The sequence below is a fragment of the Nostoc sp. UIC 10630 genome (assembly GCF_010747425.1).
Classification (GTDB): domain Bacteria; phylum Cyanobacteriota; class Cyanobacteriia; order Cyanobacteriales; family Nostocaceae; genus Nostoc.
In genome coordinates, this window is sequence record NZ_JAAGOG010000167.1 from 1 (window position 1) to 17,742 (window position 17,742).

Sequence of the window (17,742 nt, forward strand, 5' to 3'; positions counted from 1 at the left end):
CCCCACTCCCCACCCACTACTAATGTCCCTACCCTCCTTCCTAGCACGTCGTTCGTTCCACTATGGCTGGATTGTAGCTGGCTTAACATTCCTAGCCTTGCTCGTTGCAGCCGGAATTCGTTCTGCTCCCGGAGTTTTTATAGTGCCTCTCGAACAGGAGTTCGGCTGGAGTAGAGCAACTATATCTTTAGCAATCTCCATTAACTTAGTACTTTACGGATTAATTGGCCCTTTTGCTGCCACAGTTATGGAGCGAATCGGCATTCGCAAGATGATGGTATTCTCACTTGCTATCATTGCTCTCGGTGTCGGTTTAACCACTGTGATGTCAACATCTTGGCAGCTAGTTTTGCTGTGGGGTGTAGTTGTCGGTTCTGGTAGCGGAGTTATTGCCCTAGTTTTGGGCGCTATTGTTGTCAATCGCTGGTTTTCTGAAAAGCGGGGTTTAGTTCTCGGCATCCTGACTGCCAGTACAGCCACAGGACAACTGGTGTTTTTGCCGATGCTGGCCTCAGTAGCCGATCGCTTCGGCTGGCGAACTGCGGCTTTAGCTCTTACTGGTGCAGCACTTTTAATTATTCCAGCGATCGCAGCCTTTATGCGCGATCGTCCGGCAGATGTCGGGTTGCGACCCTTTGGCGACAACAGCGAAACTGTAGAAACATCGCAGCCTAGAGCAAATTCCATCGCCTCTACCCTCAACGCCCTCTGGCTGGGAATGCGTAAACGCGATTTCTGGCTGTTATTTGGGAGCTTTTTTATCTGTGGTGCTAGCACAAATGGGTTAATTGGAACTCATCTAATTCCTGCTTGTATTGATCACGGTATCCCGGAAGTCAAAGCTGCGGGTCTTTTGGCAATCATGGGGCTATTCGATTTTTTTGGAACTACTATGTCCGGTTGGCTATCCGACAGATGGAACAATCGCTACTTATTATGCTGGTACTACGGACTGCGGGGTTTGTCTTTGATTTTCTTACCCTTCAGTTTCAACTTTTCCTTCTATGGACTTTCTATTTTCGCCATCTTCTATGGACTTGATTGGATTGCTACCGTACCACCAACAGTCCGTCTTGTTGCCAATGCCTTTGGTAAAGAAAATGTCGGCGTTATGTTCGGTTGGATTGTCGCAGGACACCAGCTTGGTGCAGCCACAGCAGCATTCGGAGCGGGAGTGTTAAGAACTTGGACGGGTAGCTATTTACAAGCGTTTATTTTATCAGGTATTCTCTGTCTGATTGCCGCAGTTGGTGTACTGCAAATTGGTAAAACTCCCACTAAAGGCGATTCACAACTATCTTCAGTCACGCTCAATTCTTAATCTATGAATGTTTTAATCGAATGGCATTAAGAAAAGCTCTAAGCTAGGCGGAATAAGCACTACAGGTTTAAAATATGGCAACAACAGCTTTAATTGTCGGCGCAGGTAGTGGACTGAGTGCATCTTTAGCCCGCTTATTTGCCAAAGAAGGATTCACCGTAGCTTTAGCGGCTCGTCAAATTGAAAAACTTACTCAATTGACTAGGGAAATTGACGCAGTTAGTTTCGCTGCTGATGTCTCAATGCCAAATGAAGTAGAACAATTATTTATTGATATTGATAATAAAATTGGTTCCCCGAATGTTGTTGTTTACAATCCCAGTTTTCGGGTGCGGGGGCCTCTTGTTGATTTAGACCCTAGTGAGGTGGCAAAAACCTTAGATGTAACTGCTTATGGTGGTTTTCTTGTAGCCCAAGCTGCTACCAAAAGATTTTTGCAGGTTGGTGGTGGTGCTATATTTTTTACTGGAGCCTCAGCGAGTATTAAGGGTTATGCTCAGTCTGCTCCCTTTGCAATGGGTAAATTTGCACTGCGCGGTTTGGCTCAAAGTATTGCTAGAGAATTAGCCCCAAAGAATATTCATGTGGCGCATTTCGTGATTGATGGGGCAATTCGTTCAGCAGTTCGCCAAGATCCAGTAGATAATCCTGATAGTACTCTTGACCCAGATGCGATCGCTCAAACTTATCTCAGTATTCTACGCCAGCCCCGCAGTGCTTGGACTTATGAAGTAGAACTACGTCCTTGGGTAGAGAACTTCTAGCCTAGACAATTGTTACAAAAATGGTTTTGCAGGTATGAAAATTGATTTTGGTGCAACTGCTGTTGATTACGCAAGACACCGTGCTGGCTTTCCCAGTTCATTATTTAATAAACTGTCTGAATACGGTATAGGTTTACCAGGACAGAATATTGTTGACCTTGGTACAGGAACAGGAACACTAGCGCGGGGTTTTGCTGATAGAGGTGCTTATGTAATTGGCATAGATCCATCAGCATCACTTTTAGAACAAGCGAGACAGTTAAGCGAATCAACCCAAATTAAAGTAGATTATCGAGTCGCAACTGCTGAGAATACCGAGTTACCAGATGCAAGTGCTGATGTAATCACTGCTGGACAATGTTGGCATTGGTTTGATCGTCCCCGTGCTGTCCAGGAAGTTACTCGGATATTGAGAAAAAATGGCTCAATTGCGATCGCTCATTTTGATTGGATACCCTTAAAAGGTAATGTCGTCGAAGCCACAGAACAACTCATCCAGGCTCATAATCCCGCGTGGAATCTGGCCGGCGGTAATGGCTTGCATCCCTTGTGGTTACAAGACATTGGCGAAGTTGGATTCCGAGATATCCGCACATTTTCTTACGATGTATTTGTACCTTATACACACGAAGCTTGGCGGGGAAGAATTCGGGCGAGTGCCGGTGTGGGAGCTAGCTTGACACCAGAAAAAGTAGAAGTATTTGACCAGGAATTGGCTACATTACTCGAAGCAAGATATCCTACACAAATTCTTGAAGTTCATCATAGAGTTTGGGCAGCGATCGCCAAATCACCGATATAAAAAAGTATATATATAGTTATAGATTTATTAGCAATTGCTTCACAATGGCATCTTAAAACCATTCGGTTAGGGACTTCCAAGAAATAAATTACCCAAATAAACGTAGACGCTTCTCTACGAGACGCTATGCGAACGGCTTGCCGCAGGCTACCACAGAGGCACAGAGAACACAGAGGAATGAGAAGGAGAGTTTTTTTGTCAAATTTTTGGGTATTTTTTTATTTGGAAGTCCCTTAGCTTGTTTTTTAAGAGGAGATACCCCCAACCATTGGTGTCAACTTAGCGTGAAACCCTTATAAAGGCTTGATATTGAGTCTACTCACTTAGCATTACGAACGAGCCACATCACCCCACCCCGGTTTTAGACAAAATCGGGGTGGGGTTCTTCGCGTTTAATAAGCAATCAAGCGGACATAATCTGACTCAATACTGCTCGGTTAAGCCTAAAAAATAACTCTGGTGTAGGTTGGGTTGAGGAACGAAACCCAACATTTTCAGGGCTTTGTTGGGTTTCACTCCGTTCAACCCAACCTACAAATCTCCTTAACCGAGCAGTACTGTGATCTGACTCAGTTTCTTGCAGAAGTCAGTATATAGCGATTGGCAGTAAAAAAGGGAACAGTATATATTGTAAGGATAAAAACTTTACCAGATAATTTATGCTTTGATTTCTTACTTTATCAAAGTGAAGTTGACTTATATCCTATATCTAACAATAGTTTTATACTCCAAGCAGGAAGAACTATGACACATTTATTTACTCGTAATGACAACAGTAAAAATACTATATTAACCGTATTTTTAAGTACAGTATTTTATGGAGGAATCGCGCTTAGTGGGGCGATCGCATATCGGATGATGGGGACGAGTGAAGCAGTTAAACCTCAGCCAGTGGTTGTAACTCCAGTGGTGCTGCAAACGGTGACGGCTTTGGGGCGTGTGGAACCTGAAGGAGAAGTGATTCAAGTGTTTCCGCCTTCTTCAACGGAATCAGCCCGCATTCAACAGCTACGTGTGCAGCAAGGAGATTGGGTGAAGGCGGGGCAAGTGCTTGCAGTGTTGGATAATTATACTCGTCGTTTGGCAACTGTGAATATGGCGCTAGAAGAAGTGAGAGTGGCGCAAGCGCGATTAATGCAGGTACGAGCGGGGGCGAAACAGGGAGATTTACAAGCTCAACAAGCGGCGATCGCTCGTTTGGAAGCGGAATTGAAAAATGCTCAGGTAGAGGAGTCATCAGAAAAAGCCATGACTAGCGACACATAGCTAGTCGCTAGTCGTGGCTGATAATACAAAGCTAGTGGCCCTTGATAGGTTTGATTCTAGCGATCGCTTGTAGTAACATTTTTGGCAGCCAGAAAAGATAACAATATAGTTGTTTTGCCTGACTATAAAGCGAGAATAACTTTCCTTCACTCAATAAAGTATATGGTCGAACTGCTCTGAGAAGTTCTGCAAATTTATCTTCAGTCGCAGTTTCAACTGAACCACTGACAAAATAACCTTGTAAATGTGGAGGTAAGGGCCAGTTAATTTTAGGATCTGGCTGATGTATTACAGGCTCAACATTTCCCCGCCATGCAACTCCCATAATTTGCATAGTTTGATACACCATTGTGTTCCATCCTTTGTCTCTGAAGTAATCCAAGCCTTGTCCTACATCAGGAGAAGCCAAATCATGAAATAAAATTAAAGCATCTGCTTCTGCAAATTGTTCGCAAATAATTGCATCATTGAGCGGAGCTGGTGCTTCGTGATTGCCATCTATAAATATCAATGACCATTTACGTTGAAATTTATTTGCTATCTCTTCTACTTTTTGAGGGCTGCATCCTGGTATTAGATTCACTGATTCCTTAACGCCTGCTGATTTTAGTGACTGTGTAACGCTTTCATTAAATAATTGTTCGGATAGCATCGGATCAATTACATCTAACTGCACCCCTCCTAGAGCTAGGTGGCAAGCTGACCATCCCATCCAGCAACCTATTTCTAAAGCTTTTTTTTCTCGAAATTTCAAGGCTGTATTGTATAAAATATGAGCTTCATCTCTGCTCACAAATCCTACCTTTTGCCGTCGTTTATCCACATACCAGTTATGAGTAATATCCCGCCGTAAATAAAGCCAAAAAGAATCATATTTATTTCCTAAAATTATATTGGGAAAATATAAATCTGGCTGGATAGTGGAAAATCCTGACGATACATAATCTCCTTTTGGCAATAAGTTTCCTTCAATCACTTTGACTGTCTTTTCACTCATAAGTTACTCTCTAAGTATTTGAAATTCTAGGTTGTGGGGTTACAATTCAACTGGTCGCAGCGATAGCGTACCCCTGCGAGGGATCTTGCTATACGCAGCGTCTCGTAGAGAGGAACACCGCTCTGATAATCGGGACTGGGACTGTTAATACATTCCAAAGTTTGGGAAGGGTTGAAGCCCCGAACATAATTTTTCACTTCTTACTCAATCCCCAATCCCTTTTACTTTTCACCGTTTTTGTCCTCTTTTTTTCAGATTTTATGATAAATCAGAAAAAAAGAGATGTCTGCACCATTCACTTAAAAAGAATCGCACAATTTTAGGACAAATAACCATGATCGATCTTTATTATTGGACAACCCCAAACGGTCATAAAATTACGATTTTCCTGGAAGAAGTCGGCTTGCAATATACCATAAATCCTGTGAATATTGGAGCTGGAGATCAATTTAAGCCCGAATTTTTAAAGATTTCTCCTAACAATCGTATCCCCGCGATCGTTGACTACGAACCAGTAGATGGAGGTGCGCCGATTTCGGTATTTGAGTCTGGGGCAATCTTGCTATATTTGGCAGAAAAAACCGGGAAATTAATCCCGCAAGATTTACGCCAACGCACTCAAGTTTTAGAATGGTTGTTCTGGCAAATGGGCGGATTAGGGCCAATGGCAGGACAAAATCATCACTTTAGCGCCTATGCTCCTGAAAAGATTGAATATGCCATTAACCGCTATGTGAATGAGACGGGACGTTTATATGGAGTGCTGAATAAGCAACTAGCAGATAGAGAATTTGTGGCTGGGGATTATTCCATCGCCGATATTGCCGCTTATCCCTGGATTGTGCCCCATGAACGCCAAAGTCAGAATCTAGAGGATTTTCCTCACCTCAAGCGCTGGTTTGAGACAATTAAAGCTCGTCCGGCAACAATTCGTGCCTACGAGAAAGCAGAAGCATTGAAAACTCAACCACTTGACCCAGATAAGTCACGAGATTTGTTATTTAACCAGTCGGCGAAGACTATTCAACCTTGAGCGTTCTAGGCGTTGAAGAAGAATCCAGAATTTAGAATGGGTGTAGCCTATTCTAAATTCTGTTTGATAAAACAATTAGCAGGATTGCGTGGGCTGGTTAGCACCGGAAGCACGAGATACAGCTGTTTCGCTGGTTTATAGCTTTTTTGTTAGACAGGGAATCGCGCAGCAGTATTTGGTAGGATTGTGGATAACTTCGGCTACATCTATTGTTTTATTCTGCTTGGTATAGCGATCGCTCTGTTCTGGGTTTGGCTAGTCAAGCAAAAGCAATACAGCACTTGAAAGTCAGGTTAATTTAGTTTTAATTCAAGACTTGCCGCGTCTCCCGAAGTTCCGATCTTGTTAAAATGTATCGATGTCAATAAAGCAACATCTCTTAAAGAAAAAACCCGGTTGGTCTTTGGATGAGCGAGATCCAAAGTTCATAGAATCTCTGATGCCTTTATTAGGCTTTTTCTATAAGTACTATTTTCAGGTGCAAACTAGTGGCTGGGAAAATATTCCATCCAAAGAAAAAGTCTTATTTGTCGGTTCGCATAATGGAGGACTTGCGGCTCCCGATATGGGAATGGTGATGTATGACTGGTTCAAACGATTTGGTACGGAGAAACCCGTTTATGGTTTAATGCATCCCAAAGCTTGGCAGGTTAGCCAACCACTAGCGCAAATAGCTGCCAAGGCTGGAGCAATCATAGCTCATCCGAAAATGGCCTACACTGCGTTGCACTCTGGGGCTAGTGTGCTGGTTTATCCAGGTGGAGCCGAAGATGTGTTTCGACCGCATTATTTACGTAACAAAATCTACTTTGCAGGGCGACAAGGATTTATCAAGTTAGCATTGCGAGAAAATGTGCCGATTGTACCTGTGATTTCCTGGGGCGCTCACGATACGCTGATTGTACTGGCTGACTTGTACAAAGTTGTGCAGCAACTCCACGAATGGGGAATGCCTTGGCTGCTTGGAATTGATCCAGAAGTTTTTCCAATCTATCTCGGATTACCTTGGGGATTAGCAATTGGCCCATTGCCCAACATTCCATTACCTGTGCCCATGTACACACGGGTTTGTCCGCCGATTGTATTTGAACGCTACGGTCGAGAAGCAGCTAGCGATCGCCACTATGTCAATGAATGTTATGAATTAGTTGTGAGTCAGATGCAGCAAGAGTTAGATAATTTAGTTAAGGTAACTGCTGAGTCGAATAGTAGGTGAGGGGGCAGGGGGCAGGAGATAAAAACTTACTTTATATATATGATTTTGAGTCCTGCATTTTGCACCTCACTTACTTTCAATCTGCTGTAATACTTAACTCCTAACTATTTTCCTAGCCGCCGCTAACTGGTGGAATCAATACGACTTCATCCCCATCTTGTAATAGGGTATCTGGTTCAACAAATATTAAATTAATCCCGAAGCGGGTGATGTCTCGCCATTGGGAAAGTTCAGGGTGTTCGGCTATGAGGCGATCGCATACTGCTTTGACTGGCATACTATTAGGAAATTCCAGCACCAGTTCCGAAACCTTAAAGGCTTCTTGATAAGCAGCGAACAATTTGACGGTAACGGTGATTGCAGATTTAGACATACAATATGCTTTGGCAGTACCAGCAAGTAATTTAATGCTTGACAAGCACCCTGAACTCTTGGGCTTAATTATACATTAATAACTAGCAAAGTTGTATTATTGGTAGATAATTATGTTTCCTAATCCAACATTTCTGGGTCAATTCCTAAAGCGTTGAGTTGTTCAGCAGAGAGAGTACGCAATTTCTCTACAATTCTCTCCCGCTTTTGTCGCTCAACTTCAGCCCGTTCCTCACCCGTTAGCAGTAAATTTCCTTGTGCATCCCACCAGCGCAACCAAGGTAACTCTGCATTCTGATAAAATCCTTGCCAGATTCCTAACTCTACCCCCATAGGAACAATTGGGTAATGTCCTCGTTCATTGGGTTGCATTAGTTCATAAGTATTATCGATTAGGTGGTAAACTTCAACTTGCGCTTTTGCTACTTCATAAATTCCATAATAAGGCACTCGAATTGCCTGTTCATAAACCCAAAATTTACCAACATTTCCACCTTCCCCTTGAGATGGCGGTGTGTTATTTCGTTCTTCTGAACCATCTCCAGAGACAAATTCAATCACAATTAGGGGTGCAACATACTCCTTCCACAGCACATAAGAACGCCGCATTTTACCGTCAAGGGTCGGCGGTACATTGGGTACATAAAACCAGTCTGGTGCTTCAGCCCCTTTCTCAGGAGGATCTGTCAATCGCCAGTAAATACCAGAATCTTGTCCGATACAATATTGACCGTCAGGATGAAGTTTTTCTAAAACAGGTTTAATTGAATCTGTAATTAAAATGCTTTGCGGATGCTCCTGAAGATTTTTCACAAATGTACCATCTGAGTCTGGTAACTGGGTGTGGTCAGGTAAAGTTAATGCCGATAGGGAAGTCATAGGCTTTAACCGAAGGTCTCTATGATTCTCATTGTAAATTATGATTTTGTATACTACTGAAAGTTGGCACTTCTATTGTATTACAACTATAATACATTGGATAAAAGTAATCCAGGTAGAAAAATGGACTCATCTGACATCATTACACAGCAAAGCTATAGTTCCCAGTTAAATAACTTTGAAGCAGGGGTGTTAGGTTTTTTAACAGAACAAGGTTTACCAACTGACTCTGTATTAGTTTCAGTAAATGAGCGTGTGATTGTTTTTAAAAATCTCGCCGATGTACTATCAAAGATTAATGATGAGCAGAAGCCCCGTTCTGTATACATCTCTAAATATATTGCTGCTGTAGCATCAGGTTTATTTGATGCAGCATTAAATTACTTGTGGGACGAAACAATTTTAGAGTTAAGAAAGCGGGTATCTCAATATGATATTTCATATTTTTATGATAATGCCGTAAATAGCCCAGAAAAACGTAAAAGCCTGAATTCAGAAGATGATTTAGTTAAAGTAAATGATAGTGAATTAATCGAGGGTGGCAGAAAAATAGGATTAATTTCAGAGATTGGATACAAGCATTTAGATACAATCAGATATATGCGTAATTGGGTGAGTGCCGCTCATCCAAATCAGAACGAGATTACAGGCTTGAAACTAGTTTCTTGGTTGGAAACCTGCATTATAGAAGTTATTTCTTTACCTTTGTCTAATGGAACAATAGAAATACAGAAATTTCTCAAAAATATAAAAGAAAATAATATTTCTGAATCGAATGCTAGACAAATAGCAGCATTTTTTATAGAGCTTAACCAAGAACAAACTAACAATTTAGCATCAGGATTATTTGGCATATACACACGCTTAGATACAACACCACAGACAAGACAAAATCTTCATAGGCTAATACCTTATCTATGGGATAGAGTCGATGAACAGGCACGTCAGCAATTTGGGACTAAGTATGGCAGGTTTGTTGCAAATAATGATCAACTAGAAGCAAAGCTTGCCCTTGAGTTTCTGGAAATAGTTTCAGGCAAATCATATATTCCTGAAGCTCTTTTATCCGCAGAAATAGATACTGCTGTTGATAACTTACTTAATGCTCATCGCGGGTGGGATAACTTCAATAATGAGCCACCTTTTGCAAAAGCATTAGAAACGCTTATTAATGACAGGGGACAGGTTCCTCTTCAAATACGTGAAAAGTATGTTTTGGGGCTAGTAGAAGTTTTTCTTACTAATGGAAATGGAATTTCCCGCAATGCTGAAACCAGCTACAAGTCTCTCATTGAAAGATTTGATACAACTCAAGCAGTTATGGTAATTCTGTCTTTCAATAACACAATGGTTGCTAGCAAACTTCAGCATAACTTATGTCAAAACAAGTATCATGAACTTTTAAATATGATGAAATTAAAAGTTTCGGCTCCAGCAGTTAAGGAACTAATAGATGAAATTCAAAAATATAAAGGCCCATTACATAGGTTGAGAGAGCAATCAGATTTTAAGAAAAAAGTTGATATTATGCGAAAAATTATTTTTTAAAATAAGTAAGTAACAATATAGGGCATGTTAAATTTTAGCAACACACCCTACCTGTTACAATATCTTACAGCATTGCTCTAGCTGCTGATTTTCAGGAAACACTAGGATCGTCAGCAGTTTTGATCTCTTTCAATATTCGTTCTACTTGGTTAACTTTTTCACCTCTATTCTGTTGTTTGAAAATATTTAAAGCTTTTTCTAAAGAAGATAGTGCTTCGTCTTTTTTATTTGTTTGCCACAATACCAATGCAAAATTAGTCAGGGCCTCGCCATAGTTAGGATTGATTTCTAGAGCTTTTTTATATTCAGTCATCGCTTCTTCCCAGCGACTTTGGCTAGCGTAAACCATACCGATCGCATTATAAGCTAAAGCGTATTTTGACTTGAGACGAATGGCTTCTTGATAGGCGCTAATTGCTTCTTCTGGCTTCTTTTGCCGAAAAAGCACATTTCCTAGTTGAAAGTGTCCAAAAGCATCGTCTGGGAATTTTTTAATTAACTTGCGGAAATTTTCCTCTGCACCTGTTAAGTCTCCCTGATTAAATAAAGCATTGGCTTGTTGTAGCATTTGCGATCGCTCTGATGGCCCTGTGTCTGAAAACTGAGCTAGTTTTTGTGGTTGTCTCTGTGCATTCTGTTCTGGCGGATGCAAAGAAACTTTTCCAGAAACCGCTAACGCTAATGGTGATAAACTAATTACAGTTAGAATACTCAGCATCATGCAGCTAAAAGGTTGAACAAATGCTGATTTAGGTTTGCTCTTCAGCTTCATCGCCCTCAATGCCTCAATAATGTTCTTATGTCCATCATAAAATGTGGGTGCGTTAGGTGAAATACACCACAAGTAGGAACGCACATCTGTGCATCCCTACAAGGTCAATTGAATGATTTACGTACCTTCCCGCAATTTATCCAACACACTTCTATCTTCTAATGTTGAAGTATCACCAGATACCTCTTGCCCAGCAGCTAGATTTCGCAATAAGCGCCGCATAATTTTACCTGATCGCGTTTTGGGCAAAGCGTCGGTAAAGCGAATTTCTCCTGGACGTGCGATCGCACCAATTTCTTTGACGACGTGCTGCTTGAGTTCTTTACTCAGTTCCTCACTTCCCTGATAAGTACCTTCTAAAGTCACAAAAGCAACTACTTCTTCACCTTTGAGTTCATCTGGCTTACCCACTACCGCCGCTTCTGCAACGGCTGGATGAGAAACTAAGGCTGATTCTACTTCCATTGTACCAAGGCGATGTCCTGATACATTCAGTACGTCATCCACACGACCCATGACCCAGAAGTAGCCATCTTCATCTTGTCTAGCCCCATCACCAGCAAAGTAAGTATATTTACCATTTTGGGGTGGAATATGTTCCCAATAAGTGCGGCGGAAGCGTTCTGGATCGCCGTAGACTGTCCGCATCATTCCTGGCCACGGATGGCGCACCGCCAGATAACCGCCTTCGTTATTGGGTACGGTGTTTCCTTCTAAATCTACGACATCTGCAATAATTCCAGGGAAGGGAAGAGTTGCTGAACCGGGTTTGGTGGGAATTGCCCCTGGTAATGGTGTAATCATGATACCGCCGGTTTCCGTTTGCCACCAAGTATCAACAATTGGACAGCGATCGCCACCAATTATTTTCTGATACCACATCCAAGCTTCTGGGTTAATCGGTTCGCCGACGGTTCCTAACAAACGCAACGAAGACAAGTTTCGTGCCTTGGGATGTTGTTCACCCATCTTAATAAATGCCCGAATTGCCGTAGGTGCGGTATAAAAAATATTAACGCCGTATTTTTCAATTACATCCCAAAAACAGCCAGGATTAGAAGCACGGGGCGCACCTTCATACATCACCGTCGTTGCACCGTTGGAAAGTGGGCCGTAGACAATGTAACTGTGTCCCGTAATCCAACCTACATCTGCGGTACACCAATATACATCCGTATCTTGGAGGTCGAATATCCACTTAGTGGTGATGTGGGTATACAGATTATAACCAGCAGTTGTATGCACTACGCCCTTCGGTTTGCCCGTGCTGCCAGAAGTGTAGAGGACAAATAGCATATCTTCACTATCCATCGGTTCGGCGGGACAATCGGCTGATACTCCTTTTTGTAAATCATGCCACCAATGATCGCGTCCCCCCAATTGCATATAAGTTTCTTGTCCGGTGCGCTTAACAACTAGAACATTTTCGACGCTGGGAACAGCACCATCAGCTAAGGCTTTATCTACTTGTTCCTTGAGAGGGACGATCGCATCTTTGCGCCAACCACCATCAGCCGTGATTACTAATTTAGCTGTAGCATCAATTAAGCGATCGCGTAAAGCTTCGGCACTAAAACCACCAAATACCACACTGTGGGGTGCGCCGATTCGGGCACAGGCTAACATTGCGATCGCAGCTTCGGGAATCATCGGCATATAAATACCAACGCGATCGCCTTTCTGTACACCCAATTGCTTCAATACATTGGCGAACTGGCAAACTTCCCGATGCAGTTGGGCATAAGTGAGGGTACGAGAATCACCTGGTTCTCCTTCCCAAATCAATGCTGCTTTATTTTTGCGCCAAGTAGTGAGATGTCTGTCAAGGCAATTGTAAGAAATATTCATCTTACCGCCAACAAACCACTTCGCAAAAGGTGGTTGCCAGTCTAATACTGTGTCCCATTTTTGGAACCATTCTAATTCTGTTCCAGCCAAATCTGCCCAAAATTGCTGCGGATCAGCTTTAGCTTTGTCATAGAGACGCTGATAGTCTTCTAGGCTTTTGATATGGGCATTCTGCGAGAATTCACTAGGAGGATGGAAGAGGCGGTTCTCTTGGAGGATTGATTCGATATTTGGTTCAGACATGGTTAGTTATGAGTGCGATCGCTATTATTACTAAAAACTATTCTTAGCCCAGTTGTGCTAGACGGTGTTTAGATTTTCGTTAAGCTAGGTAAAAATTGGTGAGTGAGTTATTTAGTTTACATTCATTTTCATCTACCAAAACCGAGCGATCAAGAAATGTAAAGACGTTACATTGCAGCCTATCTACCGCGAATGTTGCAAAATATAAGTAGTCTTGACAAACAACGCCTGAAACTATGACGCTCATCGTCGAAGCTAGTAGTCTATGTCTCAACGATGTTCATCGCTTTCTTAAACTGGAAGAACTTTCCAATGGTTCATTCACAAATTTTTTAAGTCTAGAACCACTGTCTGAGTTTGAACAGCAGGATTTATTGCGAATCAGAAATGACTTCGGTTGTTACTTAAATGCAAGGAAAGTTTCTGAAGGGCTGGTTAAATTTATAACATTCGCACCCTTGATGCAATTAGCAGGGTTTTATGATCTACCGATTCGGTTGACAATGGAAGATAGCATTGCGATCGCTCAACAGCTTTCAAAGTAATATTGCACCGCCATTTTGGGTTGTAGTAATTGAAACAAAAAACAGTGCGATTGAAGTGGGTGAAGGTTTACCTCAATTATTGACTTATGCTTTTAAGAGTTTAGAGCAACAACCATCTGTTTGAGGACTGGTAACTAACGGACTGCGTTATCAATTTGTTCATCTAAGACATGACGAGCAGTCAAATTATCAGTTAATGCCATTATTAAGTTTAAACGAATCTCCAGATGCAATAGAGTTATTGCAAGTGTTCAAAGCCATCTGCAAGTTACCAACTTTTCAGTAAATAAATTGCGGAGCGATCGCTGATGTCTGAACCTGCTACCCTAGAATTGATTTCTGATGGTATTTCAGAAGACGAAGTTATTTTTCCTCCTGGTGATATACTGAGTGACGAACCACCCTTGGAAAGTGACTTACATCGTGACCAAATCGATTTACTGATTCGCATACTCAAATTATGGTGGCGAGAATGGCAAGATTTCTATGCTTCTGGCAATTTGACGATTTATTATAGTCCTAACCAGAAAAAATCAGAATATTTTCGTGGCCCAGACTTTTTTGTAGTTTTGGGGACTCAGAAAAAAGACCGTAAGAGTTGGGTAGTTTGGCAAGAAGACGGCAAATATCCAAACGTGATTGTAGAAATTTTGTCAAGTTAAACGACAGCAATTGATGAAGGGTTAAAAAAACAAGTTTATCAAGATACCTTCAGTACACCAGCTTATTTCTGGTTTGACCCTGTAATAATGGAACTTCAGGGATTTCATTTAGTTGATGGCAAGTATCAAGAAATCCAAGGAACTACTGATGGACGTTTGTGGAGTCAGCAGTTAGAACTTTATTTGGGAGTTTATGAAGGTAAATTAAGATTCTTCACTACTGAAAATCAATTAATATTATCATCAGAAGAGTTAGCTGAACAAGAACGTTTACGTGCCCAACAAGCAGAAGAACGTGCCCAAGAGTCAGAAGAACGCGCCCAACAAGCAGAGCAAGAACTCGCTCGATTGCGGGAGGTATTACGCACAAAGGGCATCGACTTAGAGAATATTTGATGACATCAGGAAATTAATTAAGTACACTTTCAAGTTAAGATTTAGTTATTAGTGTGTAAAAAAGCGTTATCTTCTGAAAGTAGGGCCTCGTTTGCAAGCAACAGAGATTAAGGATAAGCTAAAGTCACTTACCCTGCGAGCTTCCTCGGTAGATCATAATTTGGCGAGAAGATTAGATGAAATCAATCGTTGGGTAAAGAATATCAAGCCAGGTTCCCTGACTGCAAAACCATTTGTCATTGCATTTCTCTTAGAGGTAATTACTGATTCTACCATTTGGCTGATAATCAAATCCTTACCTTCGGAAGAAGAACAGAAAGCAAAATTCGAGTTGATGACACCGATTGAGAGATATTGGTATGGTTATCTATTTCCTAGATGGATTAATGCAAGTGACTCCAAGTTTTATATTTGGAAACAAAAATTAATGGCAGGTGAATTTAATCAGGTCGATGATGATATCATTAAGTCAATAGCTCAAGATGTTGTAAGTCGAGAAGGTAGTTTTTGGCAGCGTTATATCGCCGACCTCTCTATGGCAACAGACCTAATTGTTAGTAGTCGTAACAATCAACCGCTTTGCATTCAAGTTACTAGTGTCTCTGAAGAACTTAATTACCAAAAGTACCAAGCTTGGCAAAATACACTGCGATCGTGGGAAATAGAGAGAGGATTGTTCTTAAGTTACAATCCCAAGGATGCTAATTTTGTCAACCAGTTAGTCAACGTGGCCCTGTATAACAGTGATTACCTTTCTGGTGGCAAATATTTGAAATTTTCGTGAACTTTAAGGAATTTGATATTTCCGGTTTGTGTTCAGCCTACATACTTACTTGCTAATTACAGCTTTTATGGCTAACAAAAGAGAAACTCACTGCAACAATCAAGTGGATACATTTGCTGAAGCTTTAGCAACAGCGCGACAAATGCAGCAGAACTGGCTAACTTACGGAGTTAATTTTGTAAATTTTTACGTTGAAGATGTAGATGGAGACTGGCTAGAAACCTGGGGACATGACGAAATTTTAGGTAATTCTCAATTAGATACTATCAAAGAATTTTTGGTAAGTAATGATACTGTAGCTGTAAAGGTAAGACAGCATTTAGGAGAGCGATCGCTATTTGATTTTGCAGTAAACTTAGAAGAATTGTGGAGAATTTCTGAACCCAATGACAGGTTATCTGCTGTAAGACACTTGTTTGCTGGTGAAGGAAATAGTATTGATACAGATGATATCAGGTTATTGGATTTAGCAAACACTCTGGTGGTAAAGTTGGCAGAGATTTTGTGAGATTTTAGTAGATTTTTCGTAGGTTAAGTTGCCCTTAAACCATAATCTATTGCTTTAGAAATAAAGCCTACGTAAGCAGGCTTTGTTTTATTTTTCCCACGCATAACCAAGAAAATATGGAATGTGCCAATATAATTTAACTTAGTGATATTACGAACTTTTTAACGCTCAAAGAGCAGTTTTCCATCAAAAAATTAATTTTATCAATATAGCTTTAGCTCGACTTTATCCATTTTTTGGTAACACTCAAGCTGACGCTGAAACCTTTGTAGTACAGTAGTTTTAATTTTTAGATTTCAGCGTTAATCAGTGACATGGAAAAAGTTTTTGCCAAAAAGCTAGGGTTTTTGCTCTATAAAGAGAACCCAGTTCTTAATTTTGGATAAAGTCGAGTTTAGAACAAAGCTAAATAAGTTTCTATTTCTGGAAACTATAGACCTATTAAAGCTCAGTTAGGTAGGTCAAAAGCATTGATTAGTGAAACTGCAAAACTATCTTATCCCTCAATGGAGAAATTGGTTAAAGAAATTGTGGCGGTTAACCACGCTTGGAAAGTGGCTTGTGAATTATTTGGACAAGATTCACTGCCATCGGCGTTTTAGGAACCTTTTATGGTACACAACAGGGACTCCAAGGAATCAATATATCTACAGAAGATACCAAAGAACTGATGACTGTCAGTAAAGGACTACTGGTAGGAATGAAAACAGCTTTCTCAACTTCCCTAATGGGGCTTGGTTCTGGTAGCTTATTTACTCTAGTTTTATTTGGGTGTGATTCACTACGGCAGAAACGGCGTGATAGTTTACGTCAGAAATTGAAGGCGATCGCATTGAGCAAGATGTTAAAACTTTTGGTGTATTGACTTATACGCAAATTACCCCACTCAGACTGCGATCGCATCCATTAAACCCCCTTCAAAATGCACCAGAAGCACGTTAAGCTGAATTAGAGTGACAATTTATTGCGCTTTTTAATATATAAATCTCTGAATCTTGTCAAATTTTAATTTTTTCTGCTTGAGAAACCCGGAATGCTAGACCGAATTTTTGATTACCTCGACTTTCATTTCAGCCTTGAAGCCCTTATAGTTCTGCTGATCCTGGTGCTTTTAGAGGCGCTGTTATCTGCCGACAATGCGATCGCTCTGGCTGCGATCGCAAAAGGGTTGGAAGACAAGGAACTTGAGCGTAAAGCCCTCAACTTTGGTTTAGTCGTTGCTTATGTGCTGCGAATCAGCCTGATTCTGACTGCCACTTGGGTGCAACAATTCTGGCAATTTGAATTATTGGGCGCTGCTTATCTGCTGTGGTTGGTATTTCAACACTTTACCTCGGAAGAATCTAAGGACGATCACCATCACGGGCCGCGTTTTAATTCATTGTTGCAAGCGATACCTGTGATTGCATTTACAGATTTGGCATTTTCTTTGGATAGCGTGACTACTGCGATCGCAGTTTCTCAAGAAAAATGGCTAGTGCTGACGGGTGCAACAATTGGGATTATTACGCTGCGATTTATGGCAGGATTGTTTATCCGTTGGCTAGACGAATACGAAAACTTAGAAGACGCAGGTTATGTAACTGTAGCGTTCGTAGGCTTGCGCCTGTTGTTGAAAGTGGTGAACGATAATTTAGTTCCACCAGAATGGATCATGATTACTGCCATTTTCCTGATTTTAGGCTGGGGATTTTCCAAGCGTGTTAGCACTGAAATGCCCGAATTAGAACCAGAAAAGAGCGAAGCATCTAAGTAAGAATGGGGAATGGGGAATGGGGAATGGGGA

At 41.3% G+C, this 17,742-nt stretch carries 19 protein-coding genes and 1 pseudogene; 15 read left to right on the plus strand and 5 right to left on the minus strand.

The window, feature by feature from the left end:
• The 4 genes from G1O98_RS28670 to G1O98_RS28685 form a co-directional block, all read left to right on the plus strand.
• Positions 1–1,321: MFS transporter (locus G1O98_RS28670; RefSeq protein WP_243458569.1), on the plus strand; the 1,321-nt coding region annotated here is incomplete at its 5' end.
• Positions 1,322–1,395: 74 nt separating this feature from the next.
• Entirely contained in the window at positions 1,396–2,085 is a 690-nt protein-coding gene (locus G1O98_RS28675; RefSeq protein WP_163935275.1) for an SDR family NAD(P)-dependent oxidoreductase, read from the plus strand.
• A gap of 34 nt (positions 2,086–2,119) precedes the next feature.
• Positions 2,120–2,887, plus strand: coding sequence for a class I SAM-dependent methyltransferase (locus tag G1O98_RS28680; RefSeq protein WP_163935278.1), 768 nt, complete (start codon positions 2,120–2,122; stop codon positions 2,885–2,887).
• A 744-nt stretch (positions 2,888–3,631) separates the two neighbouring features.
• Entirely contained in the window at positions 3,632–4,153 is a 522-nt protein-coding gene (locus G1O98_RS28685; protein WP_163935281.1) for a biotin/lipoyl-binding protein, read from the plus strand.
• 31 nt (positions 4,154–4,184) lie between these two features.
• Here G1O98_RS28685 and G1O98_RS28690 read toward each other — a convergent pair whose 3' ends face one another.
• Positions 4,185–5,150 carry a class I SAM-dependent methyltransferase gene (locus tag G1O98_RS28690; RefSeq protein WP_163935284.1) on the minus strand — a complete coding sequence of 322 codons (966 nt, stop codon included), beginning with the start codon at positions 5,148–5,150 and terminating at the stop codon, positions 4,185–4,187.
• Positions 5,151–5,484: 334 nt separating this feature from the next.
• Here G1O98_RS28690 and G1O98_RS28695 point away from each other — a divergent pair, with 334 nt between their 5' ends.
• A complete protein-coding gene (locus G1O98_RS28695; protein ID WP_163935287.1) occupies positions 5,485–6,183 on the plus strand; it encodes a glutathione binding-like protein in 699 nt (232 codons plus the stop codon).
• A 358-nt stretch (positions 6,184–6,541) separates the two neighbouring features.
• Positions 6,542–7,399 (plus strand): 1-acyl-sn-glycerol-3-phosphate acyltransferase, encoded by an 858-nt coding sequence (locus G1O98_RS28700; protein ID WP_163935290.1) that lies wholly within the window; start codon positions 6,542–6,544, stop codon positions 7,397–7,399.
• 112 nt (positions 7,400–7,511) lie between these two features.
• On the opposite strand, the gene G1O98_RS28705 is transcribed toward G1O98_RS28700, so the two are convergent.
• A complete protein-coding gene (locus tag G1O98_RS28705) occupies positions 7,512–7,772 on the minus strand; it encodes a MoaD/ThiS family protein (protein ID WP_012412483.1) in 261 nt (86 codons plus the stop codon).
• Between the two features lie 119 nt (positions 7,773–7,891).
• The gene (locus tag G1O98_RS28710) at positions 7,892–8,650 is read right to left on the minus strand and encodes a Uma2 family endonuclease (RefSeq protein ID WP_163935293.1); all 759 of its coding nucleotides are present in this window, start codon (positions 8,648–8,650) and stop codon (positions 7,892–7,894) included.
• Between the two features lie 96 nt (positions 8,651–8,746).
• Here G1O98_RS28710 and G1O98_RS28715 point away from each other — a divergent pair, with 96 nt between their 5' ends.
• Positions 8,747–10,198, plus strand: coding sequence for a hypothetical protein (locus G1O98_RS28715; RefSeq protein WP_243458570.1), 1,452 nt, complete (start codon positions 8,747–8,749; stop codon positions 10,196–10,198).
• A 91-nt stretch (positions 10,199–10,289) separates the two neighbouring features.
• Here G1O98_RS28715 and G1O98_RS28720 read toward each other — a convergent pair whose 3' ends face one another.
• Together G1O98_RS28720 and acs are read right to left on the minus strand one after the other, a co-directional pair.
• Positions 10,290–10,970 (minus strand): tetratricopeptide repeat protein, encoded by a 681-nt coding sequence (locus tag G1O98_RS28720; protein WP_163935308.1) that lies wholly within the window; start codon positions 10,968–10,970, stop codon positions 10,290–10,292.
• Positions 10,971–11,087: 117 nt separating this feature from the next.
• Complete coding sequence (gene acs, locus G1O98_RS28725; RefSeq protein WP_163935296.1) at positions 11,088–13,061, minus strand: acetate--CoA ligase; 1,974 nt, start codon at positions 13,059–13,061, stop codon at positions 11,088–11,090.
• A 236-nt stretch (positions 13,062–13,297) separates the two neighbouring features.
• On the opposite strand from acs, the gene G1O98_RS41215 reads away from it, so the two are divergent.
• The 8 genes and pseudogenes from G1O98_RS41215 to G1O98_RS28755 all read left to right on the plus strand — a co-directional run bounded on the left by G1O98_RS41215 (position 13,298) and on the right by G1O98_RS28755 (position 17,712).
• The gene (locus G1O98_RS41215; protein WP_345940601.1) at positions 13,298–13,606 is read left to right on the plus strand and encodes a hypothetical protein; all 309 of its coding nucleotides are present in this window, start codon (positions 13,298–13,300) and stop codon (positions 13,604–13,606) included.
• Positions 13,578–13,730, plus strand: coding sequence for a hypothetical protein (locus G1O98_RS41220; RefSeq protein ID WP_345940602.1), 153 nt, complete (start codon positions 13,578–13,580; stop codon positions 13,728–13,730). The genes G1O98_RS41215 and G1O98_RS41220 overlap by 29 nt, the downstream gene beginning before the upstream one ends.
• 184 nt (positions 13,731–13,914) lie before the next feature.
• Positions 13,915–14,664: pseudogene (locus G1O98_RS28735) on the plus strand (Uma2 family endonuclease).
• A gap of 91 nt (positions 14,665–14,755) precedes the next feature.
• Positions 14,756–15,448 (plus strand): hypothetical protein, encoded by a 693-nt coding sequence (locus tag G1O98_RS28740; protein WP_175586905.1) that lies wholly within the window; start codon positions 14,756–14,758, stop codon positions 15,446–15,448.
• A 67-nt stretch (positions 15,449–15,515) separates the two neighbouring features.
• The gene (locus G1O98_RS28745; protein ID WP_163935299.1) at positions 15,516–15,956 is read left to right on the plus strand and encodes a hypothetical protein; all 441 of its coding nucleotides are present in this window, start codon (positions 15,516–15,518) and stop codon (positions 15,954–15,956) included.
• Positions 15,957–16,426: 470 nt separating this feature from the next.
• Complete coding sequence (locus tag G1O98_RS40910) at positions 16,427–16,558, plus strand: hypothetical protein (protein ID WP_265578511.1); 132 nt, start codon at positions 16,427–16,429, stop codon at positions 16,556–16,558.
• Between the two features lie 68 nt (positions 16,559–16,626).
• Positions 16,627–16,821: a hypothetical protein gene (locus G1O98_RS28750; RefSeq protein ID WP_228058024.1), complete on the plus strand. Its 195-nt coding sequence runs from the start codon at positions 16,627–16,629 to the stop codon at positions 16,819–16,821.
• A 168-nt stretch (positions 16,822–16,989) separates the two neighbouring features.
• Entirely contained in the window at positions 16,990–17,712 is a 723-nt protein-coding gene (locus G1O98_RS28755; RefSeq protein ID WP_163935302.1) for a DUF475 domain-containing protein, read from the plus strand.
• Positions 17,713–17,742: the final 30 nt, after the last annotated feature.